The sequence below is a fragment of the Flavobacterium sp. LM5 genome (assembly GCF_002017945.1).
GTDB lineage: Bacteria > Bacteroidota > Bacteroidia > Flavobacteriales > Flavobacteriaceae > Flavobacterium > Flavobacterium succinicans.
Genome location: NZ_MUFX01000006.1, coordinates 131,439 through 157,031 on the forward strand (window position 1 = coordinate 131,439; position 25,593 = coordinate 157,031).

General features: G+C 36.4%; 19 protein-coding genes and 1 pseudogene. 4 read left to right on the forward strand and 16 right to left on the reverse strand.

Annotated features, from left to right (window positions below; genetic code table 11):
• Positions 1-6 precede the first annotated feature (6 nt).
• Both rsmI and BXU11_RS15720 read right to left on the reverse strand, forming a co-directional pair.
• A complete protein-coding gene (gene rsmI / locus BXU11_RS15715; RefSeq protein WP_024982249.1) occupies positions 7-720 on the reverse strand; it encodes a 16S rRNA (cytidine(1402)-2'-O)-methyltransferase in 714 nt (237 codons plus the stop codon).
• 89 nt (positions 721-809) lie between these two features.
• Positions 810-1,751 carry a hypothetical protein gene (locus BXU11_RS15720; protein ID WP_078213229.1) on the reverse strand — a complete coding sequence of 314 codons (942 nt, stop codon included), beginning with the start codon at positions 1,749-1,751 and terminating at the stop codon, positions 810-812.
• Positions 1,752-1,854: 103 nt separating this feature from the next.
• On the opposite strand from BXU11_RS15720, the gene BXU11_RS15725 reads away from it, so the two are divergent.
• Positions 1,855-2,448, forward strand: a complete 594-nt coding sequence (locus tag BXU11_RS15725) for a thymidine kinase (protein ID WP_024982251.1) — start codon at positions 1,855-1,857, stop codon at positions 2,446-2,448.
• A 49-nt stretch (positions 2,449-2,497) separates the two neighbouring features.
• On the opposite strand, the gene BXU11_RS15730 is transcribed toward BXU11_RS15725, so the two are convergent.
• From BXU11_RS15730 to BXU11_RS15755, 6 genes are all read right to left on the reverse strand, one after another.
• Entirely contained in the window at positions 2,498-3,085 is a 588-nt protein-coding gene (locus BXU11_RS15730; protein WP_189318542.1) for a Uma2 family endonuclease, read from the reverse strand.
• An 86-nt stretch (positions 3,086-3,171) separates the two neighbouring features.
• Positions 3,172-4,635 (reverse strand): RNA polymerase factor sigma-54, encoded by a 1,464-nt coding sequence (gene rpoN / locus BXU11_RS15735; protein ID WP_024982252.1) that lies wholly within the window; start codon positions 4,633-4,635, stop codon positions 3,172-3,174.
• Between the two features lie 94 nt (positions 4,636-4,729).
• Positions 4,730-6,175 carry an asparagine--tRNA ligase gene (gene asnS, locus BXU11_RS15740; protein ID WP_024982253.1) on the reverse strand — a complete coding sequence of 482 codons (1,446 nt, stop codon included), beginning with the start codon at positions 6,173-6,175 and terminating at the stop codon, positions 4,730-4,732.
• Positions 6,176-6,669: 494 nt separating this feature from the next.
• Complete coding sequence (locus BXU11_RS15745; RefSeq protein WP_078213231.1) at positions 6,670-7,155, reverse strand: hypothetical protein; 486 nt, start codon at positions 7,153-7,155, stop codon at positions 6,670-6,672.
• A gap of 218 nt (positions 7,156-7,373) precedes the next feature.
• The gene (locus BXU11_RS15750; protein WP_078213232.1) at positions 7,374-7,856 is read right to left on the reverse strand and encodes a histidine phosphatase family protein; all 483 of its coding nucleotides are present in this window, start codon (positions 7,854-7,856) and stop codon (positions 7,374-7,376) included.
• A gap of 9 nt (positions 7,857-7,865) precedes the next feature.
• The gene (locus BXU11_RS15755; protein WP_024982255.1) at positions 7,866-10,286 is read right to left on the reverse strand and encodes an RND family transporter; all 2,421 of its coding nucleotides are present in this window, start codon (positions 10,284-10,286) and stop codon (positions 7,866-7,868) included.
• A 198-nt stretch (positions 10,287-10,484) separates the two neighbouring features.
• Between BXU11_RS15755 and BXU11_RS15760 the strand changes: the two genes are divergently transcribed.
• Positions 10,485-12,752, forward strand: a complete 2,268-nt coding sequence (locus BXU11_RS15760; RefSeq protein ID WP_024982256.1) for a cation:proton antiporter — start codon at positions 10,485-10,487, stop codon at positions 12,750-12,752.
• Positions 12,753-13,084: 332 nt separating this feature from the next.
• Here BXU11_RS15760 and BXU11_RS15765 read toward each other — a convergent pair whose 3' ends face one another.
• The 4 genes from BXU11_RS15765 to BXU11_RS15780 form a co-directional block, all read right to left on the reverse strand.
• Positions 13,085-15,583, reverse strand: coding sequence for a DUF5686 family protein (locus tag BXU11_RS15765; protein WP_078213245.1), 2,499 nt, complete (start codon positions 15,581-15,583; stop codon positions 13,085-13,087).
• Positions 15,584-15,695: 112 nt separating this feature from the next.
• Entirely contained in the window at positions 15,696-16,259 is a 564-nt protein-coding gene (frr, locus tag BXU11_RS15770; protein ID WP_024981875.1) for a ribosome recycling factor, read from the reverse strand.
• Positions 16,260-16,329: 70 nt separating this feature from the next.
• Complete coding sequence (gene pyrH, locus BXU11_RS15775; RefSeq protein ID WP_024981876.1) at positions 16,330-17,037, reverse strand: UMP kinase; 708 nt, start codon at positions 17,035-17,037, stop codon at positions 16,330-16,332.
• A 61-nt stretch (positions 17,038-17,098) separates the two neighbouring features.
• Positions 17,099-17,884 (reverse strand): patatin-like phospholipase family protein, encoded by a 786-nt coding sequence (locus tag BXU11_RS15780; protein ID WP_078213233.1) that lies wholly within the window; start codon positions 17,882-17,884, stop codon positions 17,099-17,101.
• A gap of 89 nt (positions 17,885-17,973) precedes the next feature.
• On the opposite strand from BXU11_RS15780, the gene BXU11_RS15785 reads away from it, so the two are divergent.
• Entirely contained in the window at positions 17,974-18,591 is a 618-nt protein-coding gene (locus BXU11_RS15785; protein ID WP_024981878.1) for a thioredoxin family protein, read from the forward strand.
• A gap of 357 nt (positions 18,592-18,948) precedes the next feature.
• Here BXU11_RS15785 and truB read toward each other — a convergent pair whose 3' ends face one another.
• The 4 genes from truB to BXU11_RS15805 all read right to left on the reverse strand — a co-directional run bounded on the left by truB (position 18,949) and on the right by BXU11_RS15805 (position 21,673).
• Positions 18,949-19,644 (reverse strand): tRNA pseudouridine(55) synthase TruB, encoded by a 696-nt coding sequence (gene truB / locus BXU11_RS15790; protein ID WP_078213234.1) that lies wholly within the window; start codon positions 19,642-19,644, stop codon positions 18,949-18,951.
• Complete coding sequence (locus tag BXU11_RS15795) at positions 19,644-20,438, reverse strand: undecaprenyl-diphosphate phosphatase (protein WP_024981880.1); 795 nt, start codon at positions 20,436-20,438, stop codon at positions 19,644-19,646. Before BXU11_RS15795 ends, truB begins: the two co-directional genes overlap by 1 nt.
• A 51-nt stretch (positions 20,439-20,489) precedes the next feature.
• Positions 20,490-20,732 (reverse strand): DUF3098 domain-containing protein, encoded by a 243-nt coding sequence (locus BXU11_RS15800; protein ID WP_024981881.1) that lies wholly within the window; start codon positions 20,730-20,732, stop codon positions 20,490-20,492.
• A 65-nt stretch (positions 20,733-20,797) separates the two neighbouring features.
• Positions 20,798-21,673 (reverse strand): ABC transporter permease, encoded by an 876-nt coding sequence (locus BXU11_RS15805; protein WP_024981882.1) that lies wholly within the window; start codon positions 21,671-21,673, stop codon positions 20,798-20,800.
• A 304-nt stretch (positions 21,674-21,977) separates the two neighbouring features.
• On the opposite strand from BXU11_RS15805, the pseudogene BXU11_RS18155 reads away from it, so the two are divergent.
• Positions 21,978-25,513, forward strand: a pseudogene (locus BXU11_RS18155) (leucine--tRNA ligase).
• Positions 25,514-25,593 lie beyond the last annotated feature (80 nt).

Below are 25,593 nucleotides of genomic sequence, written 5' to 3' on the forward strand. Positions count from 1 at the left end.
TCTATTTTATTGTTCTTCTGAAAATTTACTTTTTTTGGTTTCTTTGGTTATGGGTTTTCCCCCAACCACCACTACAATTTCGCCTCTAGGTGCGGTTTTTTCAAAGTGAGCTAGCACTTCTTTTACCGTTCCGCGTACGTTTTCTTCATGCATTTTAGATAATTCTCTCGAAACACAAACGGGACGGTCTTCACCAAAATAAGTAATAAATTCACTTAAAGTCTTTACTAATTTGTGTGGAGAAACATAAAGAATCATCGTTCTCGTTTCTTCGGCCAAAGCCAAATAGCGAGTTTGTCTTCCTTTTTTATCAGGTAAAAAACCTTCAAAAACAAATTTGTCATTCGGCAAACCACTATTGACTAAAGCAGGTACAAATGCGGTTGCTCCAGGTAAGCATTCTACCGCAATACCGTTTTCAATACAAGCTCTAGTAATCAAAAAACCAGGGTCCGAGATGGCGGGTGTTCCAGCATCCGAAATCAAAGCGATGGTTTCGCCAGCTTGCAATCTAGCAATCAAGTTTTCGATGGTTTTGTGTTCATTATGCATGTGATGGCTGTGCATGTGCGTGCTAATCTCAAAATGCTTGAGCAATTTCCCACTGGTTCGGGTGTCCTCGGCCAAAATCAAATCAGCTTCTTTTAGAATGCGTATCGCTCGAAACGTCATGTCTTCGAGGTTGCCAATTGGAGTGGGTACGATATAAAGTTTAGACATATTTTAAAAAGTTAAAACACGAAATCCGCAAGAATACGAAGTTCGTGTTTGATGATGAGGTATTGAAGGGAGCGGTAAAATAGAGTGGATTACAAGAATTTTTTCTCTACGATTTCGATGAATCGGTGGGCATAATCGTCTTTACCTTCCCAGTTGTTGTATTCAGGTTTTATCATTTCATCAATAAAGGCTTTGGTTTCGTGAAAAGTAGTAAAGCTATTCAGTTGACTCAAAACTCGATTGTATTCCTCGTTACTGTTGTTGAAAAGATGTTTTACAAATCCAATACGATCGTTCAAATCTATGGCGATACCTTTGCTTAACTTCTCGTTTAATGATTTAGGTTTGTTCTCTTTTTCTTCGGTTAGTGTTTCTACTTTATCAAAAGCTAAATCAAAAGGCGAAACGGTTGCATTGGTTTTACCTGCTTCGATACTATCTGCTTTTACAAATTGAGGTTCAGTAAAGCTTCCTCCTAATAATTCTTCAAAAGAAATTTGGATTACTTCTTGTTTAATCTCTTCTAAAGGTAAAACAGTTTCTGGTTCTTGGATTTTCATTTCTTCTGTTGCGACAACTTCTTCTACTATAGCTTCAAGTATTGGTTTCTCTTCTTCTTTTAGAACGTCTTCAATACTTGGAATTTCATTTTCAGTCGCTTCAATTTCGGATAAAATTGTTTCTTCAATAGTACTTTTTGGAGCAACTTCTTCTAAAATTTCAGTAACGAATGTTTGTTTCGGAAGATCATTTTCTGTTTGCACTTTTTCGATTGTTGCAGCAGATGCAGGAAGCACAATTTCAGGAGAGCTCTCGAGTTTGTCAAAAGCTTTTTCAACTTCTATTTCTAAAGCCGCTTGTCCAATGGTTGGTTTGACTTCTCCGAAATTATCCTGTATAAATTTTAAAACCGCTAGTTTTTCATGTAGTTTTTGGGTTTCTAAAAGTAGGACATTCACATCAGATTTGTTTTTGAGTTTTAGAATTCTATGCGCAATGCTAACTAAATCAGCTTCCAATCTTTTTTTCATAACTTTTGGAATTTATAATGAATAGGGTGTGTCTTTTTTAATAAATTTGTCGACAGTACAAAGTAATAAAAACTATTCATTTTTAAAGGTAGAAAAATACAAAATGTTTCTCGAAAATACAGTAAATCATAAAGAACAATTTGGTTGGATCGAAGTCATTTGTGGCTCCATGTTTTCGGGTAAAACAGAAGAATTGATTCGTCGTTTAAAGCGCGCTCAGTTTGCCAAACAAAAAATCGAAATTTTTAAGCCTTCCATTGATACACGTTATCACGAGGAAATGGTGGTGTCTCATGACGAGAACGAGATTCGTTCTACGCCAGTTCCTGCTGCAGCCAATATTATGTTGTTGGCTCAAGGTTGTGATGTGGTAGGTATTGATGAAGCTCAGTTTTTTGATGACGAAATTGTCGCTGTTTGTAATGATTTAGCGAATCAAGGTATTCGCGTAATTGTTGCGGGCTTGGATATGGATTTTAAAGGCAATCCTTTCGGTCCGATGCCTGCATTGATGGCCACTGCGGAGTATGTTACGAAAGTGCATGCCGTATGTACCCGAACAGGGAATTTAGCGAATTACAGTTTCAGAAAAACCGACAATGATAAGCTCGTTATGCTAGGGGAAACCGAGGAATATGAACCTTTGAGTCGAGCCGCTTATTATCATGCGATGCATGATGCTAAAGAAAAGAAATAATCTAAAAACATAAAACCCTTTCTAGTACATACTTGAAAGGGTTCTTTTTTTAATTGAATATTTCGGCTAATTGAAAATCTAAGTCGGGAAATAATTTACTTTGAATCGAATCTTCTTCAATTAATGGATGCATTCCTATGAATTGATTTTCTTTCAGAACATAAATAAAAAGGGTTTTATCTGCGGGGTTTACAATCCAATATTCTAGAACTCCCGCTTCTTCATACAAGTCAAATTTATACTTCATTTCTTTGTTGGAATTTCCTGGCGATAAAATTTCAATGACCAAATCAGGAGCTCCAATGGCACCTCTTTCATCAATTTTTGTTTCGTCACAAATCACAAATAAATCGGGTTGTACAACTGAAAAAATATCTTGGTCTAAAGTCGATTTTTTTTTATCTATCAATCGAACATCAAAAGGTGCAGCAAATAAATTGCATTGATGTTGTTTAGAAAAATTATAAAGTACACCTGTTAACTCCCCAGATATTCTTTGATGAGTAGTATTTGGGGTTGACCCCATACTGAAAATTTTTCCGCTCAATAGCTCTACTCTGTCATCAAACTGCCAAGTTAAATAATCAGCATAAGTATAGGTTTTATTTAAGTCTAATTCGTTAATATCCGTTATCATAATCGTAGTAAACTTACAAAAAAAGAGTTGTTACCTTAAAAGGCTTGCAAATATGCTTTTTTTAGAAACATAAAACTTGAAAACTACTACATTTTCTTCCGCATTCTCGCCACTGGAATATCAAGTTGTTCTCGATATTTTGCAATTGTTCTTCTGGCAATAGGATAGCCTTTTTCTTTTAAAATTTCAGCCAATTGGTCATCGGGAAGTGGTTTGTGTTTGTCTTCTTCTTCGATCGTATTTTTTAGAATTTTCTTGATTTCTAAAGTTGAAACTTCTTCACCTTGATCGTTCATCATCGCTTCGGAGAAAAATTCTTTAATCAATTTGGTGCCGTAGGGTGTTTCTACATATTTGCTATTGGCCACCCTAGAAATTGTCGAAATATCAAGACCAACCAAATCGGCAATGTCTTTCAAAATCATTGGTTTTAACTTGGTCTCATCGCCATCTAGGAAAAATTCTTCTTGGTAATGCATGATGGCATTCATGGTTACAAAAAGTGTTTCTTGACGTTGTCGAATGGCATCAATAAACCATTTGGCGGAATCTAATTTTTGTTTGATGAATTGAACGGCTTCTTTTTGTTGGTTGGATTTGTCTTTAGAATCTTTATAGGTCTGCATCATTTCCTGATAGTCCTTAGATACATGAAGCGAAGGTGCATTTCGACCATTTAACGTTAGTTCGAGTTCGCCCTCAATAATTCTGATGGCGAAATCAGGAACAATATTTTCGGTAACTTTGTTGTTTCCAGCCAGTGATCCTCCCGGTTTTGGGTTTAGTTTTTCAATTTCGTGAATGCCTTTTTTTAATTGCTCGTTGGAAACATTGTATTTTTGAATCAATTTTTCGTAGTGTTTTTTGGTAAAAGCATCAAATTGATTTTCGATTATATCAATGGCTAATTCAATATATTCTGTAGGCGTTTTGTGTTTGAGTTGCAAAAGCAAACATTCTTGTAGGTCTCTTGCACCAACTCCTGTGGGTTCCAATTCGTGAACAACGTGAAGCAAGCGTTCTACGTTTTTTTCATCAGTATAAATGCCTTGTGTAAAGGCCAAATCATCTACAATGTCAGCGATGCTTCTTCGGATGTATCCCATATCATCAATACTTCCCACTAAGAATTCCGCGATTTCTCGGTCCTCATCGTTTAAAATAAAAGTATTGAGCTGATTGATTAAATCTTGATGAAAGCTAATAGGAGCAGCAAAGGGAGTCTCGCGCTCTTCATCATCGTCACTGTAGTTATTAGCTTGTGTTTTGTAATCGGGGATATCGTCACTATTCAAATAGTCGTCCACGTCGATATCGTCGGCTTCTATACGATCTGATTCGGGATCATCATAATCGTCGTAGTCTTCAGATTCAAATTCGTCTTTCTCGTAGTCGTCTTCTTTGCCTGCTTCTAGAGCCGGATTTTCGTTCATTTCTTCTAATAAACGTTGTTCAAAGGCTTGCGTAGGCAATTGAATTAACTTCATCAACTGAATTTGTTGTGGAGATAATTTCTGTGATAATTTTAAATTTAAAAATTGCTTTAGCATTTTTTTTAATAGTTTAAAGGTTTAAGGTTTAAAGGGTTAAAGTTGTTGTGTTGTAGGTAACAACTTTAAACCATTTTAAACAACAGTAAACTTTTTAAAACTCGGCACTGCCTGGTGTTCTTGGGAAAGGAATTACGTCACGAATATTCGTCATTCCAGTTACAAACAATACCAATCTTTCGAAGCCAAGACCAAAACCAGAGTGTACGGCTGATCCAAAACGTCTGGTATCTAAGTACCACCACAATTCTTCTTCATCGATACCTAAGGCTTTCATTTTTTCGACTAAAACATCAAAACGTTCTTCTCTTTGAGAACCACCTACGATTTCTCCAATGCCTGGGAAAAGAATATCCATGGCGCGAACTGTCTCTTTTCCAGGTTCTGTATTATCATTCAAACGCATATAAAATGCTTTGATGTTGGCTGGATAATCAAACAAAATCACTGGACATTTAAAGTGTTTTTCCACCAAGTAACGTTCGTGTTCTGATTGTAAATCAGCACCCCATTCGTTGATAATATATTGGAATTTTTTCTTTTTGTTTGGGGTACTGTTTCTCAAAATATCAATGGCTTCCGTATACGAAACGCGTTTGAAATTGTTTTCCAATACAAAGTTCAATTTCTCCAACAAAGCCATTTCGCTTCTTTCGGCTTGGGGTTTTGATTTTTCTTCTTCTAACAAACGCCCTTCTAGGAATTTCAAATCCTCTGGACATTTATCCATTACATATTTAATCACAAATTGAATGAAATCCTCAGCCAAATCCATATTGTCTTCCAAATCATTGAAAGCCACCTCTGGCTCAATCATCCAAAATTCTGCTAAGTGACGAGAAGTATTTGAGTTTTCAGCTCTAAATGTAGGGCCAAAAGTATAAATCTGACCCAAAGCCATGGCAAACGTTTCACCTTCTAATTGTCCAGAAACCGTCAAGTTGGTCTCTTTACCAAAGAAATCTTTTTTGTAATCAACTTTACCTTCCTCCGTTCTTGGTGTGTTGTCAAAAGGCAAAGCGGTCACTTTAAACATTTCACCCGCACCTTCCGCATCCGATCCAGTAATAATTGGCGTATTCACATATACAAAACCTTTCTCTTGAAAATACGTGTGCACTGCGTGAGCCAAAACCGAACGCACACGCATAATCGCGCCAAAAGCATTCGTTCTTACTCTCAAATGCGCATTCTCACGCAAAAATTCCAAAGAGTGTTTTTTAGGCTGCATTGGGAATTTCTCCGCATCTGAGTCGCCCAAAATTTCCAATTGCTTTACCTGAATTTCATATTTTTGTCCCGCACCTTGGCTCTCCACCAATGTTCCAGTTACCGAAACGGCAGCGCCAGTGGTAATGCGTTTTAGTGTCTCATCTGGTGTGTTTTCAAAATCAACCACACATTGAATATTATTGATAGTCGACCCGTCATTCAACGCAATAAACTGATTATTTCTAAACGTTCTTACCCAACCTTTAGCATTGATCTCTTGCAGCGTAGTAGTGCTGTTTAATAAGTCTTTAACTTTTGTGTGTTTCATCTTCATTTTAGATTATAGATTTAAATACGCGCTCAAAACAAAAATCGGTGCTTTAAGCGTTATGCAAATATAATTGTTTTGTGTTTATTTTTTAGGAGCTATTTCCCGCTTTTCGTTACAATCTTGTTCAATAAATACTATTTTTCTAAGCCAAAAAAGGAGCTTCCGCTGGTCGCTCTTTTTTGTCAAGAAAAATTAGTCTTTATTTTCACAAGGATTTCTACTACAATCGGGGCTAGGGCTATGTCATTAAGTTAAGAGATTTTAGATTGAAGATTAACGATTCTTGATTTTAGATTTTGGGGAAAGTGAGTAAAAATCATTTGATTTTCAGTATTTTAAATATCAACAATCAAAAACCGTTAATCAAAAATCAGCAATCATTTTATCATTTAATCCTTAACTTAATGACATTGCGCCCACTAGCAGGGGGGGGCAAAATTAACTTTTTGGCAATACCCAGATTGATGTAATAAACTTATTAGAAAAATAATTTAATTCTTGTTTTCATACTTCTTTTTTAAAATAAAAAACGTTAATAGTAAACCATAACTTAAGATTTCTGTAAAAATCCAAGAGTGTAAGTTTTCTTTAATTGCTTCCTCTTTGGACTGTGTTTTTTTTATGTATAATACATACTTTGAAGTTCCAAATTTAACGACTTGTACATACAACTTTAAGGGTGTTAAATTATTGTAATCAATTGATTGTTCTGTTTTAGTATTAATATATGACATAAAATCATATGCCTCATCATCATATGAATTAAAGTATACTTTTTGCTTATCAATTTGCCCATAAATAGTAGTTGAAATACGTTTTGAACTTGAGGGATCTCGTGTAAGTTTTTCAACTCGCATCATTTTTTCTGAATAATTACCAGTTACATAACAATATTGACGATAAACAGTAAAAGCAAAAAAAGGAGTCAGTAAGCAACAAATAATTATGAGTCCATAATAAATTCTGGTAATTTTCATTTTAATTAGTTTAATTAAGTTAAGAGATTTTAGATTGAAGATTAACGATTCTTAATTTTAGATTTTGGGGAAAGTGAGTAAAAATCATTTGATTTTAAGTATTTTAAACATCAGCAATCAAAAATCGTTAATCAAAAATCAGCAATCATTTTATCATTTAATCCTTAACTTAATGACATTGGGGTCTAGGGCAGTAGGGAAACCAGTCGTTTCTTGATTTACAACCCTTGCAGCAATTGGTGACTTACTTCATTTCCGCTAATGGTAATGATGTATAAATTTCCAAAAACAGTATCATCAATTGGCGCATACACCTTTTGATTAATAATTTTGTTTGCTAAATCAGGCGTCGTATTGCTATGGCCTACAATCAAAATAGCTTGACCTTTGTGTTCATTTTTGAGTTTTTCAAGGTCGAGAGTTTTTGGGTCATATTTTATAATCTCCAAATTTTTGCTTGTAACTGTAGGAGTAGCGGTTTGTACCGTTCTCAAATAATCAGTGCTGTACACTGCCTTTAGTGGAACCTGATTCAAAATCGTTTTCCAATGTTCGGCGCGTTCCCATCCTGATTTTGATAAATCAGGATTTTTAGAATTGTCTACTTTTTCGGCATGACGAATCAAATAAATAGTAGTCGTTTGACTCCAAGCACCTGCTGAAAGAACCAAAAACAGTAGTGATATAATTAATTTTCTCATGACAGTTCTCTATTTTTTCTGGGCTGTTAATGTGTCAATTTTCTCGTCACTCGGTTCGATCAGGTCGATTTTAGGTTCAATGAATTCTTGCTCGTTGGCTAAGGTTTTATTCAAAGTCAACACCAAAGCGGGTAGCAACATCAAATTCGATAACATACCAAATAATAAAGTCAACGAAATCAATCCGCCTAAAGCAATTGTTCCACCAAAACTGGACAGCATAAATACCGAGAATCCAAAAAACAATACAATTGATGTATAAAACATACTTAATCCCGATTCTTTAAACGTAGCATACACTGATTTTTTGATTTTCCAATTGTTCTTCTTCAATTCCTCACGGTATTGCGACAAGAATCGAAGGGTGTCATCTACAGATAGTCCAAAGGCAATCCCAAACACTAAAATAGTCGAAGGTTTTAATGGGATATCCAAAAAGCCCATCAATCCTGCGGTTAAAAATAGTGGTAATAAATTGGGAATAATGGCAACGATTACCATTTTTACAGAACGGAACATAAAAGCGATTAGCACTGCCGTTAAGAAAAGAGCAAACAATAAGGAACTAAGCAGGTTGTCTAGGAGATAACCCGTTCCTTTTTGAAAAACTAGCGCTTTTCCAGTAATGGTCACTTTGAAGCGCTCTTTTGGGAATAGTTTTGCAGCTTTTTCTTTAACTTGTTTTTCAATTTCGGCAATTTGTGCGCCATTTTCATCGCGCATAAAGGTGGTGATTCGGGCATATTGCCCCGTGCTATCCACATAGCTTTTCATGATGTTTTCTTTTCCGTTTCCAGCGGCATTTTTTGCATACGAAAGGATAAAAGCTTGTTCTTGAGCAGTGGGTAAGTCGTAATATTCAGGATTGCCATTGTAATACGCTTGTTTGGAATATTTCACCAAATTCACAATCGAAATGGGTTTGGATAATCCCGGAATTTCAGCGATTGCTTCCTCGAATTCTTCCATTCGTTTTAGGGTCGACAATTTCATGACGCCTTTTTTACGTTGGGTATCAATCATGATTTCGAGCGGCATCACACCATCGAATTCTTTTTCAAAGAAAACAATATCCTGAAAGAAGGCTTCTTTTTTGGGCATGTCTTCAATCAAACTGCCTGAAATACGCATCTCGTAAATTCCAATAATACTGAATATCAGTAACGCGATTGAAGCCACATAAATAGAAAAACGATTGGTTTTGATTGTATTCAAAATCCAGTTCATGAATTTTTGAACCGTGCCTCGATCCAAATGTTTAAGATGTCTTTCTTTGGGAGGATTCGAGTAACTATGAAAAATAGGAATCAAAACCAAACTCAGGAAAAAGAGCGCCATGATATTGATCGAAGTCACCACGCCAAATTCTATGAGTAAGTCATTGTTCGAAGCAACGAAGGTTGCAAAACCGATAGCTGTGGTCAAATTGGTCATCAAAGTAGCCATGCCAATTTTGGTGGTGACTCTTTGCAGGGCTTTGGCTTTGTTGCGGTGCACCTTAAATTCTTGATGGTATTTATTGGTCAAGAAAATACAATTCGGAATCCCAATCACAATAATCAAGGAAGGAACTAAAGCAGTTAAAATAGTGATTTCGTAATTGAATAATCCCAAGAATCCAAACGACCACATTACGCCAATCACTACGATAATGATAGAAATTAAAGTCGCCTTGAAGCTTCTAAAAAAGAAGAAAAATAACAACGAGGTAATCAACAAGGAAGCGCCAATAAAAATACTAATTTCGCCTGTTATCGTTTTAGTATTCATAGTCCTTATGTAGGGCATTCCTGAAACGCGAAGGTCTATATTGGTTTGTTTTTCAAAAGTTTCAATAGCAGGAATTAAGCGCTGTAAGATGTATTCTTTACGAGCTTTTGTATTGACAATTTTTTTGTCCATGTAAATTGCCGAGCGAATACTTCCTGAACGTTTATTAAATAACAAACCTTCATAAAACGGCAGATCATGAAAAAGCTCCTTTTTGATCGTTTTTAAGTAATCCGGATCTAGTACCTTGGCTTCGTCGACAAACGGAATCAATTCAAATTTTTCTAATGCTTCATTTTTTTGAAGTTTTTTCAAATCATTTATTGAAACCACCAAATCAATGGTAGGATCATTCTTAATGCTATTCATTAAGGTGCTCCAAGCTTTATAGGCCTTTGGGGTGAAAAAAGTAGCATCTTTAACGCCAATAATAATCAGATTTCCTTCTTCTCCAAATTTATCCAAAAAGGCATTGTATTCTATGTTGGCAATGTTGTCTTCGGGCAACATATTGGCTTCGGTAAACGTAAAGTGAATGTTTTTCCATTGCATCGCCAAGAAGACCGTGAGGGCTGCAATGATAGCGATCATTAGCAATCTATTTCTAAGGACAATACGGGCTATGAGTTCCCAAAATCCTAAACTAAACCATTTAATCATTTTCTGTATTTAAAAGGCAGCAAAGGTAACAAATGCATACTGAAAAATTAAAATTCTTTGGTGCCGTGTCGGTTTTTTTTAATAAATATTGAATTACTATTATTTTTTGGTTACTATTTTTCACTGTAGTGCAATACTTTTGTTTGATTTTCTCATCTTTGCTATAACAAGTCACTCATTACGTATTAAATTAAATCAATGAAAAAGTACAGGAACTCTATTTTTTATATCACGGTTACGGGTGGTTTTTCCGTGTTAATGTATTGGATTATTCAAAATGGAAAACTTCTAGAAGGCAATGATGTGGTGAAAACCAAAATAAGTTCAAAGGACGCTTGGTTGGATTTTATAGAGACCATGCAACACAGTTTTCAGGAGCCCTTAGCGATATTGTTGGCCCAAATTATTACCATTATTGTTGTAGCAAGAATTTTTGGTTGGGTATTTAAAAAAATTGGACAACCGTCTGTAATTGGCGAAATTATTGCCGGAATTGCTTTGGGGCCGTCCTTGTTAGGTATGTATTTTCCGGAGTTTTCTCAAGTACTGTTTCCCGATGCTTCACTGGGTAATTTGAAATTTCTGAGTCAAATCGGTTTGATACTTTTCATGTATGTAATTGGAATGGAGCTAGACTTGAAAGTACTGAAAAACAAAGCCAACGAAGCGGTTGTTATTAGTCATGCGAGTATTATTTTTCCGTTTACCCTCGGAATTGGTTTGGCGTATTTTGTGTATGATCAATTTGCTCCCGACGGGGTAAAATTCCTTTCGTTCAGTTTGTTCATGGGAATTGCAATGAGTATTACTGCGTTTCCCGTTTTGGCACGTATTGTTCAAGAACGCGGCATTCATAAAACCAAATTAGGTGCCATTGTCATCACTTGCGCTGCTGCCGATGATATCACGGCTTGGTGTTTGTTGGCAGCCGTTATTGCTATTGTAAAAGCAGGCTCTTTTGTGAGTTCGTTGTATGTGATTTCATTATCGGTAGGTTTTGTACTGATTATGTTGCTTATTGTAAAACCGTTTCTAAAACGAATTGGTGATTTATACGCCACTAAAGAAAACATTAGTAAACCGGTAGTAGCCATCTTTTTTGTAACCTTAATTATTGCTTCATATGCCACTGAGGTTATTGGAATTCATGCCCTTTTTGGTGCTTTTATGACGGGTGTAATCATGCCTGATGTTACCAAGTTCCGAATTTTATTCATTGAAAAAGTAGAGGACGTATCCGTCATTTTGCTCTTGCCTTTGTTTTTTGTTTTTACCGGATTGCGAACCGAAATCGGATTGATAAATGATCCTTATTTATGGAAAGTCACCGGTTGCATCATTTTAGTCGCAGTTGTTGGAAAGTTTTTCGGGAGTGCCATTGCTGCTAAATTTGTGGGGCAAAACTGGAGAGATAGCCTTACCATCGGCGCATTAATGAATACACGTGGCTTGATGGAATTAATTGTTCTCAACATTGGGCTAGAGTTAGGGGTTTTAACTCCGGCTGTCTTTACCATGATGGTAATTATGGCCTTGTTTACTACGTTTATGACTGGGCCAGCGTTGAACCTTATTAATTTTATTTTCAAAACCAAAGACGATGTCGATTCTGAAGAAAGCGAGCAAGTCAAAGTCTATCGTATCTTGCTATCTTTTGGGAACAACGAAAAAGGAAGATCATTGCTTCGTTTGGCGAATGCTTTTGTTCGAAAACAAAAAGACGCCTCGGTTACCGCTATGCACCTTTCTTTGAGCAACGAAATGCATTCGTTTGCCATCGAAGATAAAGAAACCGCTGCTTTTCTTCCCATAGAAGAAGAATCCAAACTGCTAAAACAGGAAGTTACGACTTTGTTCAAAGCCACTTTGGACATCGAATCCGAAATCACCGATACGGCCAATCATGGCGAATACGATTTGTTGTTAATTGGACTCGGAAAATCTATTTTCGAAGGCACTTTACTCGGCAAAGTCATTGGGTTTACCACCCGAATCATTAATCCAGAACGATTAATGGACAAATTCACTGGCAAAGAAGGCTTGTTTGCCAATTCTCCTTTTGACGAGCGCACCCGACAAATATTACTCAAAGCCAAAATGCCAGTAGGAATTTTGATCGATAAAGATTTACAAAAAGTCAACACTGTTTTTATCCCGATCTTCAATTCCGAAGATGCCTTTTTGATCGATTATGCTCAAAAAATGATTCACAATAATAAATCCAAAGTGGTAGTGTTAGATGTAAACGGACACATCAAGTCCAATTTCGTCATCGGAAGCGCCATCAGTTCGTTAGAACATAAGTTCCCTAACAACATCACGTTGTATGGCGAAAAAATCATCAAAAAAGAGTTCCTGGCCGATCAAGATTTAATGATGATCAGTCTCGAAAGTTGGAAAGCCCTAGTTGATTCCCGAAGTATTTGGTTGAGCGGCGTACCCTCAGTACTTATACTAAAACCTTAGGTAAATTGGGCGTGCCACCATAAAAAAGAGAGCCATTCATCCCTGCCGGTGAATGGCTCTCTTTTTTATGCTGTCGGGCTTTACGCTATATCTCTCCGCTGCGTTACGAGGATCCCGCTTCCATCACGATGTCATTAAGTTAAGAAATAATCAATAATTTGATTGCTGATTTTTGAATAACGATTTTTGATTGCTGATGTGTAAACCATTGAAAAAACTAGTTTTTCTTATTTATTAGCACAAAATCAAAAATCAAGAATCGTTGCTCTTCAATCAAAAATCTCTTTACTTAATGGCATTGGCTTACATCCCTCGCTTAACCCTGCAAACAATCAAAATCCTAAATTCAAAATAAAGCTAATTTTTACCGCAATATTGTCTTGAAATTTTGGCAATTGATTCGGGCCATATCGGTAAAAACCACTCAAGCCTAAACCATTAATAATCTGATTCAATTCAATACCCGATTCAAAAAAACCGTCGCGTAAGGTTTTATAATCAATACCCACATGTTGCTCTGGTTTTTCCATGTCGCCCCATCCCATTCGGCTCACCAATACCAACACTGGCTTCACTTTTTTCAAGATAGGAATCCGATTGAATTGATGTTTGAATTGAAAATAAGCAAACTTACTGGAGAAAAATTCGTTAAAAAACATGGTTTCAAAACTGTTTTTTCCGCCAAAAGTAATCCGTTGAAAAATGGTTTCTTTATTCAAGTTATTGGGCGAGGTGTTATACAAATGTGTCAAAGGTAAATCGCCCACTACGTAACCGGTTTCAAAAAGCAAACTTGTTTTTTGGCCATTCAAATAGTTTTTTTGATACTCGGTTCTAAAGTCGATTTTGCTAAATTCAAAATCATTATTGCCTACATTGGGTAACGATTTGGTAAATTGAAACGTAAATTTTGGATATCGTTTTTCGGTTTCAATTCTTCCGGTCGGCGTTTGCATATAGTCGCTAAACGGATTCCATCGCAACGAAACCATGGCTGTAGTCAAATTGTATTTTGTGAATAATTTTTCATTTAAATTATAAACATAATCAAAACGCGGTTCCACAAAAGTGTTGGAAATTTCCCAGATACTCTCGGTTTTGGGGATAAATTTGGTTTCTACACTTGTTTTCCAAGTTTGATAATGGTAAAAAGTACTAATGTTTATGGGTCTTGGGTCGTATATTTTAAAACCACGTTTATCAACAGCCCATGCAGTACTGGCGATTTCTCGCACATCATCAGTAAACGAAATGCCCCACCAAGTATTCGAAAACTTATTGATTCTGCTGCCAATACCTAAACTGTATTTAAAAGTTCCGTCTTTAGTTCCGTATGCGCTATACCCTTCAATTTTCCATTTTTTTGAAAAGCGATCATTGGTAATACCACCAACACCTAAGCGAAAACCTTCATAGTTGTTGTAACTCACAAACTTCCTTAAATCAAAATCAATGATACTGATGGGTACATACCCATTAATGATTTTCCTGCCAAACAGTAGTTTGTTTTCAATTCCGTTTTTGATAGAGATACTATCCACCGCGCTATAGGTTTTTTGGCTGCGTAGGTCAAGGGGCTCCTTGCGGTAGGTTTGCCAAAACGATTCTGGCGGGTTAATGGCGTTGGTCTCGACTTCAATCGCAATGGATGGCTGTTTTATATCCACAACTTTGTCAAATTGAATGTCAAAATAGTAGCTTTTGGATCGTAAATAACTGATGTCTGTAGCCTCTTTTTTTCTGGGCATAAACGAGGCCTCTTCAGCTCCATCAAATTGTATGGTGCCACCTAGAATCTTAATATCATTTTCATTTTTTCCTTTTACAATTTGAAAGGTTTTGGTGATAGGAAACCAAATTTTCTCCTCCGGGAAATACGCAAACTCATGAGTACTGCTAATGTCTAAAACTCCTTTGATGCGCATGATGGCTTTGGCAATACCATAGGAATTGGTATCAATATATAGTACGCCTTCTAAGCCTGAAGCGTTTTTCTTTTTTTTGTTTTTGAAATAAATCATGTAGGTACTCCTGCCATCTATGGTTGCCGAATCGAGTAGTTTGTAGTGGTAATGCTTTGTTGCATCATCGGCTATGGGGCTATTGTATTTGGTTTCAAACAATTCGTATTTGGCATCATACATCGAAAAGGAATGCAAATTAAAAGCGATAATCTCGTAAATAGGTTGTTTGAAACCTGACATTTTGGTACCCAATATAACTTCTTTCAAATGAGTGTTTTGGTACTGAAAAAAGGACACTTTCTCCGTTTGAAACAAATGTTGCTTGCTGATGATTTCTTTGAACTTATAATTTGAAGAATCTATTTTTATGAGCTCTTTACCGTAGGTTTTTTCAACAAAAATCGAATCAATTTTTCCGTTGATGGAGTCAGGATTGGCGGTAACTAAGAGTTTGTTATAGGATTTGAAGGAATAGCTTTTGTTTTTTTTTCTTGGGTTGTTGTTGTTTTTATTTGCAATCGCCTGCTGAATAATGCGCAATGCGTCATTGTCATTTGGAATGATGACTTCATTCAAGGCATTGGATTTTTCTTCTAGTACAATCCCGTAAAACGTTTTGTTGGGGATGATGTTTTGTTGAATAGGAGCGTAGCCAATATACGAGACGATAAAATCCGTGATGGGATTGGCACTTGTGAGCAGAAACTTCCCGTCAACATCCGAGACGGTTTGTACTCCCGTGTTGCTGGTAATGCTTGCAAAGGGCAAGGGTAGATTGGTCTTCGCGTCTTTCACCAAACCATTCCATTGGAATTGCGCTTGCCCAGAGAACGTAAAAAGTAGCAACAACCAACTCAATTGCTTCATAAAAGTGTATTTTGAACCCAAGCGATTTTTGTATTAGATTGACAAAAATAGCATAAAAAAACCGTCTCCAAGATACTTTTGGAGACGGTTTCGTATATGTTTGTTGCGAAAGTTACACTTTCATAATTTCGGCTTCCTTAACGGCTAGCAATTCATCGATTTTTTTGATGAAAGTGTTGGTTAAGTTTTGAACTTGCTCTTCTGCACTTTTGCAAATGTCTTCAGAGGTACCGTCTTTTTCTAATTTTTTGATATCGGTATTGGCGTCTTTACGAGCGTTACGAATTCCAATTTTGGCGTCTTCGGCTTCGGCTTTGGCTTGTTTGGCCAATTCTCTACGACGGTCTTCGGTCAAAGGTGGAACACTAATGATTATTACGTCTCCATTGTTCATTGGGTTAAACCCTAAATTAGCCACCATAATTGCTTTTTCTATAGGGTGCAACATGCTTTTTTCAAACGGTTGCAAAGTAATAGTTCTCGCATCTGGTACACTAATTTTCGACACTTGAGAAAGGGGTGAGGCGGATCCGTAATAATCTACAAAAACACTTCCTAACATCGCAGGGGATGCTTTTCCAGCACGGATATTCAAAAATGATTTCTCTAAATGTGCAATAGAACCGTTCATAGATTCTTCTGTACTATCTAATATAAATTCAATTTCTTCAGTCATAATCTTATGTTTGTTGTTTGTTGTTGGTGGTTCGCAGTCAACTATAAACTACAAATCTTTCACCATAAACTTATATGTTAACTACTGTTCCTATGTTTTCGCCTTTGCAGATTTTTAATAAATTGCCTTCTTTGTTCATGTCAAAAACTACAATTGGCAATTTGTTTTCTTGACTCAAAGTAAATGCTGTGGTGTCCATTACGTTCAATCCTTTGCTTAATACATCCTCAAATGAGATGTAGTCAAATTTTACAGCAGCAGCATTTTTTTCTGGATCAGAATCATATACACCATCAACGCGTGTTCCTTTTAAAATGACATCTGCACTAACTTCGATTCCTCGTAAAACGGCTGCAGTATCGGTTGTGAAATAAGGATTTCCTGTTCCAGCACCAAAAATCACAATACGTCCTTTTTCTAAGTGACGGTCGGCTCTTCTTTTGATATACGGTTCTGCAATAGATTCCATTTTTAAAGCGGTCATCAAACGGGTTTTCATTCCGTTATCTTCTAAAGAACCTTGTAATGCCATTCCGTTGATTACGGTAGCTAGCATTCCCATATAATCTCCCTGCACACGATCCATCCCTGAACTCGCACCTGCCACTCCTCTAAAAATGTTTCCTCCACCAATTACAATGGCAATTTCTACTCCTTGCTCATGTACTTTCTTGATCTCTTGTGCATATTCTGCTAAACGTTTTGGATCAATTCCGTAGTGTAAATCACCCATTAAAGCTTCGCCACTTAATTTGAGAAGAATTCTTTTGTATTTCATTTGATAGTTGAATTGTTTGTGCAAATATAGTTATATTCTAAATTTAGTGAAATATTGAGCCTTAAATATCTAAATTTAGTTTTTCAAAACTTTGCTTCGCGGCTTCGTAGCCAATTTTAAAAATGGCGTCCATCTTAGTTTTGCTGGTTTCGAAGGTACTGTAGGCCGATAATGCTTCGGGTTGAATGAGCCAATCGCAGTTGTCGAATTTACGGATGCTTGAATGGGCAGTCAGCAATTCAAAAGCTCGTGTCGTGATGGATTTTATGGATTTCAGGTCAGACGGTTGCACGGTTTGCAAAGGACTTACATAGACTCCAATAGAAAAATCGGTAGTTTCTTGAAGCAATTCCGTCGGGAAGTGGTTCAATATGCCGCCATCACTATACAAATTTCCCTCTATTTCGTATGGTGAAATAATGCCAGGAAAAGCACTTGAAGCCAAAATAGCATCAATAACTTTGGTGTCTTCGCCAAAAATTGTCAGTTTGCCGTTAACGATATCTGTTGCAGTGATGTAAAGTGGAATTTTTAAATCCCCCAATGTTGTATCCTTGAAGAGTGTCGAAAAATATATTTTAAAAGCGTCAGGATCAATTAAACCTGCTTTTGAAAAAGTGAAATGCTTCCAATGAAAAAAGTAAATGGATTTAAAGAAAGCCAAGATTTCCAAAGGCGATTTTCCGCTACTGTACAAGGCCGCTACAATGGAGCCAGCACTCGACCCTGCAATTTGATGAGGAACTATTTTTATTTCTTCCAAAAAATGAAGCACACCTGCATGTGCTATTCCTTTAGAGCCACCGCCCGATAATGTTAAACCAATAGTTTTAGTGTGATTTAGCATCAAATGTTTTATTTTAAAGAGATGTAAGTGATTTTTATCACTGAATTTATGAGATCAGTTGTGTAATTTTGCCTAAAAATAAGAATAAAATGAAAACATCAGTAGCGAAAGCATTATTTCATAGTCATACCTATACTAATTTCAGAAAAATTGTTTCAGATTTGTTGAAAGAAGGAAAGTCATCAGGGCACGAACAGTCCGAAGATTTAACGCATTATAGTTCTCTTAATGAAACCAGAATGAACCGTTTGGATAAGACCATCAAAGTGGATCCGGAGATTGCAGCTCAGTTGAAAGGGCTACAAAACGAATACATTTGGTTAGTTTTGGCTGAAGGTTGGTGCGGTGATGCTGCTCAACTATTGCCGATTATGAATAAAATGGCGCTTGAAACCGATAAAATTGATTTAAAAGTGGTTTTTAGAGATGATAATGACGACTTCATGCAGCACTTCTTAACAAATGGCGCCAGATCGATTCCTAAACTAGTAATTATTGATAAAGAAACCTCTGAGGTGGTGGCTACTTGGGGACCAAGACCTAAAGCGGCAGCCGAATTAATTATTAATTACAAAAAGGAACATGGTGTTGTAGATGCTACAGCCAAAGCCGAATTGCAACTATGGTATTTACATGATAAAGGATTAACTACCCAAAACGAAATCATGAATTTGATGGTGGCATCAGTTGAAAATATTGAAGCGTAATATAAAGTGCTTTACAACAGATTGATAATCTGAAATTTTGACTTGTTTTTTTTCTTTTGGAAGAATAATTGTTGTAAATTAGCGAAAGCTATCCAAGTCTATTTCATTAATTTACTTTTTTATTGGTGTTTAAAATAGTGTATCACAATTTAAAAAACATCCTTATGAAAAAGATTTTTGAAAAGTTTTATGATTTTGTTTCTTCCCTATTGTTTGGAGGAAAAACCACAATTCATTATTAATTCACGGTGTAGCCCCAATCGTTAAAAACAAAAAAAGTATGGTTTAAAAAGTACTTTGTTTATTTTTTTTAAAACACATTGCAAGCTCTAAAAGATAGACTTTGTAATGTGTTTTTTATTTGTTGGCTAATTGCTCTTCAAAAACGGAAGGAGTTACCGCATTTTTAACCGCGTAGTTTCCAATTTTGGTGCGTCGTAAAGCCGTTAAATGTGCGCCGGATTGTAGAGCTTTGCCAAAATCAAAAGCTAAGGAACGGATGTAGGTGCCTTTGCTGCAAACTACTCGAAAATCAATTTCAGGCAAAGCAATTCTAGTAATTTCAAATTCGTAAATCGTAGTTTTTCGACTAGCAATTTCCACTGTTTCTCCAGCTCTTGCGTGTTCGTATAAGCGAACGCCTTCTTTTTTTATGGCAGAAAAAATAGGAGGTTTTTGATCAATCTCACCCAAAAATTGTTTTAAAGTTTCGTGTATCAACGCTTCTGTAATGTGATCAGTTGGGTAATGATGATCTATTTCTGTTTCTAAATCATAGGATGGAGTAGTAGCTCCAATATGAAAAGTACCAGTATATTCTTTGGCTTGTCCTTGTAATTCGGTAATGCGTTTGGTAAATTTTCCGGTGCAAATTAATAGTAGACCAGAAGCGAGAGGATCTAAGGTTCCAGCGTGACCAATTTTGAATTTTTTTGGTAAACCTACTTTATTGATCAGTAAATACTTCAGCTTGTTTACTGCTTGAAAAGAAGTAAAATGTAGCGGTTTGTCGATCAATAGGATTTGACCTTCTAAATAGTCTTCCGGTGTCATTAGATAATTGTCAGTGGATGAATGAAAAAATGAATTATCAGCAGTACAAGTCCAGCCAATATGCGATAGTAGCCAAAAATTTTGAATCCGTTTTTGGTTAAAAATCCGATAAATGTTTTAATCGCCAATAAAGCAACTACAAAAGCAACTACATTACCAATGATCAAATAATTGATTTGATCGTCGCTAAGGGTAAATCCTGCTTTATAGTAATCATAACATTTTTTGACTGTAGCGCCCAACATGGTTGGTACCGCTAAGAAAAAGGAGAATTCAGCCGCTGAAGTACGGGATAGTTTTTGAGACATTCCACCTACAATACTTGCTCCGCTTCTAGAGACTCCGGGAATCATCGCTAAACATTGAAACAAACCAATTTTAAAGGCTTGTTGATAGGTGATTTCTTTTTCGCTTTCGTCGGTGGAGGTGTTGAACCATTGGTCCACCTTTAATAAAATAAGACCGCCAAGTAACAACGAGATCGCAACGGTGACAGGGTTTTCCAATAAGCCATCTATAAAATCACTCAAAAGTAATCCCAAAACTACTGCAGGTATAAAAGCCACCAATAATTTGAAATAAAAATCGAAGGATTGAAAAAATCTTTTGAAATATAAAATGACCACCGATAGAATTGCTCCCAATTGAATTACGATAGTGAACAATTTGGTAAAGTCTTGATCTGCAATTCCAAAAAAGGAAGAGGCAATAATCATATGCCCAGTCGAAGAAACAGGTAAGAATTCAGTTATTCCTTCTATGATAGCAAGAATAATTGCTTGTAATGTATTCATTTTTATGTGTATAAAATGTAGAAGAGCTAGTTACTAAGGACTAAAAGCTACTTACTGTTTTTTAGATTTTTTTAGAATAGCGTAAATCGTGATTCCAAAGCCCACAAGTACAGTGGTAGGCGCCAAACGAATTCTTCTGAAATCAAAAATCGCTTCGTTGAAAACAGTTGGGTCCTCGCTACCTCCGCCTGACATTAAAATAAAGCCAAGGGTGATTACGGCAATCCCGATTAATAGAGTGATGTAATTGGTTTTTTCAAAAAGGAATTCCTTTTTTATTTCGTTATTTTTCATTTTTAGTGCAACTTAAGCTGTTGTAAATATTTTTTTATCGAATGTATTTTGCAGTAAACGAAGTGCTAGTATAAATCGTCTGTTCTTAAGTTTAAAAAACGTTGCGTTGCGAAATAGGTGCTCAGCCATGTGATTAATACGCCTAGTCCAAATACACCCAAAAGAATTACGCCAATAGATAAGGGGTCTTCTAATATTCCTAAGTTCGGGAAGTTGGTTTCAATATATAATAGCAAAGAAACGAGTCCAATAATGGCCAGTGCTGCGCCAATCATACCGAGTTTAATGCTTCTATACACAAAAGGTTTGCGGATAAATGATTTGGTAGCACCTACCATTTGCATCGTTTTAATGATAAATCTGTTCGAATGAATAGACAGACGTAAAGAACTATTAATTAAAAGAACAGCAATAACGGTAAGAAAGCCGCTAATAATCAAAATCCACATGCTGACTTTTTTGATGTTGTCATTTACTAAATTGACCAATTGTTTGTCGTACACAATGTCAGAAATCATAGCGTTTTTTCTCAAATGACTTTCTATACGGCTAATACTATCACGCACTACATAATCTGCATTTAGATTGATGTCGTACGAATTTTGTAGTGGGTTTTCGCCTAAAAAAGTCAGGAAATCTTCTCCAATGATATCGGTGTGTTCTTTTGCTGCTTTTTCTTTGGAAACAAAAACAAATTGTTTCGGAAATTTAGCCGCTTTTAATTCTTTTTCAAAGGCCTGAAAAGTACTGTCATTGGCTTCTTTTTTGAAGAAAACTGTCATGGCGATATTTTCCCTAAAATCATCGGCTAATTTTTTAGAATTCACGATGAAAAGCCCCAAGGTTCCTAGTAAAAACAATACTAGGAAAACACTCAATACTACAGAGAAATAAGAGGAAATTAGTCTTCTTTTTTGAAATTTGTCAAAGTTAGAACTCATAGTGTACTTAAATTATGCCGTAAAAATAACAAACAAATTCTTTATTTGAAGTTAATAACGTCCAAACTTTCAACTTTCGTACAATAAATGTAAATTTGCGGCTCATTTTTAGTTTGTGGTTTATAGTTTTTAGTTCGTTGTTATCGACATAAAACAGATTTATAAATCGTCAGCCAAAAATCTTCACTGAACAAAGACTTGAGTAAGCTAAAGCATTATTCTATTAAAAAAACCATATAAAAAAGGGATGACTTGAGCGAAAGTGAAAGCATAAGACCTTTAAAAAGCAATAAACTAGGTACGAATGAAATACAATCCGAACGAAATCGAAGCCAAATGGCAACAATATTGGGCTGACAACAAGACTTTTGCGGCGCAAAACAACTCTGATAAACCGAAATATTATGTTTTGGATATGTTTCCTTATCCATCAGGAGCGGGATTACACGTTGGTCATCCTCTAGGGTACATCGCATCAGATGTGTATTCGCGTTTCAAAAGACATCAAGGTTTTAATGTGTTGCATCCAATGGGCTATGATAGTTTTGGATTACCTGCTGAACAATATGCGATACAAACGGGACAGCGTCCAGAAGATACTACACGTGTCAATATTGACGGAGGTTTAGATAAAGAGGGAAATGCAATTGCGGGTTACCGAAAACAATTGGATAAAATAGGTTTTTCATTCGATTGGGACAGAGAAGTGAGAACTTCCAATCCTGATTATTACAAACATACGCAGTGGATTTTCATTCAATTGTTCAATTCTTGGTACAATAACGAAACCGACAAAGCCGAAGATATTTCGACTTTGATAACTATATTCGAAAAAGAAGGAAATGCTGCTGTAAATGCTGTTTGCGATGACAATATCATTAGTTTTTCAGCAAGCGAATGGAACGCATTTTCATCCGATGAGCAACAAAAAATTTTATTGCAGTACCGATTAACGTATTTAGCAGAAACTGAAGTAAACTGGTGCCCTGGATTGGGAACGGTTTTGGCGAATGACGAAATTGTGAATGGCGTTTCGGAGCGTGGTGGTTATCCTGTGATTCGCAAGAAAATGACACAATGGAGTATGCGAATTTCTGCCTACGCCGAGCGTTTGTTGCAAGGTTTAAACGATATTGACTGGAGCGAAAGTATCAAAGAAAGTCAGAGAAACTGGATTGGAAAATCGGTTGGGGCGATGGTAACTTTCCCCATCCTATCCTTCCCGAAGGGGAAGAGAACTCGGAGTCTAAAAAAACTTTGGGTTATATGACGGGAGGAAATAATTCACATTTATTGCTTGAAAGAGCTAAAGAAATGAGGAATAATCTAACAGAGGCTGAAAAAATATTGTGGTTAAATTTAAAGTCGAAAGCTTTAGATTTTAAGTTTAGACAACAACATCTGATCGCTGATTTTATTGTAGATTTTGTTTGCCTTTCAAAAAAATTAGTGATTGAAGTTGATGGAGGAATTCATGATTCTCAACAAGAAGCTGATGCAGAAAGAACAAAAGTTCTTAATGAAAGAGGGTTTAAGGTAATTCGTTTTAATAATAAAGAGGTTTTAAATAATATTGATAGTGTTTTAAATATCATCAAGCATGAATTACTCAACGCTGATGTTCCCCCTTCGGGGGCTAGGGGATTAGTGTATTTACAACTCGTCCTGATACTATTTTCGGAGTAACGTTTATGACCTTGGCTCCAGAGCACGAATTGGTGGCTCAAATCACAACTCCTGAACAAAAAGAAGCGGTAGAAGCTTATATTGAAAAAACAGCAAAACGTTCCGAAAGAGAACGTATGGCCGATGTGAAAACTATTTCGGGGGTATTTACGGGTGCTTATGCAGAACATCCGTTTACCAAAGAACCAATTCCAGTTTGGATTGGTGATTATGTGTTGGCGGGTTACGGAACTGGAGCAGTAATGGCGGTACCTTGTGGAGACGAAAGAGATTATGCTTTTGCGAATTTCTTCAAAGGGCAAAACGGAATGCCAGCCATCAAAAATATAATAAGCCCCCTAACCCCGAAGGGGGAACAGCAACAGTAGCTGGCTCCCCTCCTTCGGAGGGGCTGGGGAGGATTGCGCTTTTACTGCCAAAGAAGGGTTTCAATTAATCGATTCTGATTTCTTGAACGGCTTAGGTTATAAAGAAGCGACTCAAAAAGTTATTGCAGAACTTGAAGCGATAGGTCAAGGAAAAGGGAAAATCAATTACCGTTTGCGTGATGCAGTGTTTTCTCGTCAACGCTATTGGGGTGAGCCTTTCCCTGTGTATTATGTGAACGGATTGCCACAAATGATTGATGCCAAACATTTGCCAATCGTTTTACCAGAAGTTGAGAAATATTTACCAACCGAAGACGGATTGCCTCCGTTAGGAAATGCAACGACTTGGGCTTGGGATACTGTAAATAACAAAGTAGTTTCTAATGAGCTTATCTCCCCTCTTTCGGAGGGGTCGGGGGAGGCTACCATTTTCCCTTTAGAATTAAACACTATGCCGGGTTGGGCGGGAAGTTCTTGGTATTGGATGCGTTATATGGATGCGCAAAACGACACCGAATTTGCTTCTGCCGATGCCTTGAAATATTGGGAAAGCGTGGATTTATACATTGGCGGAAGCGAGCACGCGACAGGTCACTTGTTGTATTCTCGTTTTTGGAACAAATTCTTAAAAGACAAAGGTTTTGCACCAACCGAAGAACCCTTCAAGAAATTGATTAATCAAGGGATGATTTTGGGGACGAGTGCGTATTATCCATATTTTGATTTTACAGTAAATATCTCTGTCGATTCTAATAAACATCCAAATAATGATTTGCAAATAGTTTCAAACATTTTTAAAGATCAAGAAAACACCAAAAATGAGGATTTAATTTTTGATTCATCTTTTTTAATAGATGAAGAATTATTTAAAGAAAAATTTCTTGATTTATTTAAGAAGAAGTTTGATTACGAAGAAATTTCAGATGAAGATATAAAATTTGAAATAGTAAATCGTTCGACAAATGTCACTCCTAAAAGGATACCATATAAAAGTATTGATCCGATTTCATTTGAAATAATTATTGAGAAACTAAGAGAGGATACAATGTTTCCGTTTGCGATTAAAATGTCAAATGAAAAATTATTTGCAACAACTGAAATAGGTAAAATGTCTAAAAGTTGGTTAAATGTGGTTAGTCCAGACGATGTTTGTGCAGAATACGGAGCGGATACGTTGCGTTTGTATGAAATGTTCTTAGGGCCATTGGAACAAGCCAAACCTTGGAATACAGCAGGGATTTCGGGAGTTTTTGGTTTCTTGAAAAAATTATGGCGTTTGTATTTTGATGAAAATGGTTTGATTGTAAACAACGACGAGCCTACCAAAGACAACTTAAAGTCATTACACAAAACCATCAAAAAAGTGGCGGAAGACATTGAAGGATTCTCTTTCAATACGTCAGTGTCTCAGTTTATGATTTGTGTGAATGAGTTGTCTGCTCAAAACTGTCATTCTCGTGCCATTTTAGAACCTTTGGCGGTTGTGATTTCGCCTTATGCGCCTCATATTGCCGAGGAATTATGGTCGTTGTTAGGACACGAAGGGTCTATTGCTACGGTTCCGTTTCCAGTCTTTGAAGCCAGCTATTTGGTAGAAAGCGAGAAAGAATATCCAGTTTCTTTCAACGGGAAAATGCGTTTCACCATCAAATTGCCTTTGGATTTAACCAAAGAACAAATCGAGGAAATCGTAATGCAAGACGAAAGAACGCAAAAACAATTAGACGGCAGAACCCCAAATAAAGTCATTATCGTACCAGGAAAAATTATTAACTTGGTGGGATAAACCATAAAATTGTAACTTTAAAAAATCCAAATTTCAATTTCACGATTGGGGTTTGGATTTTTTTGTGGTTATAAATGCTA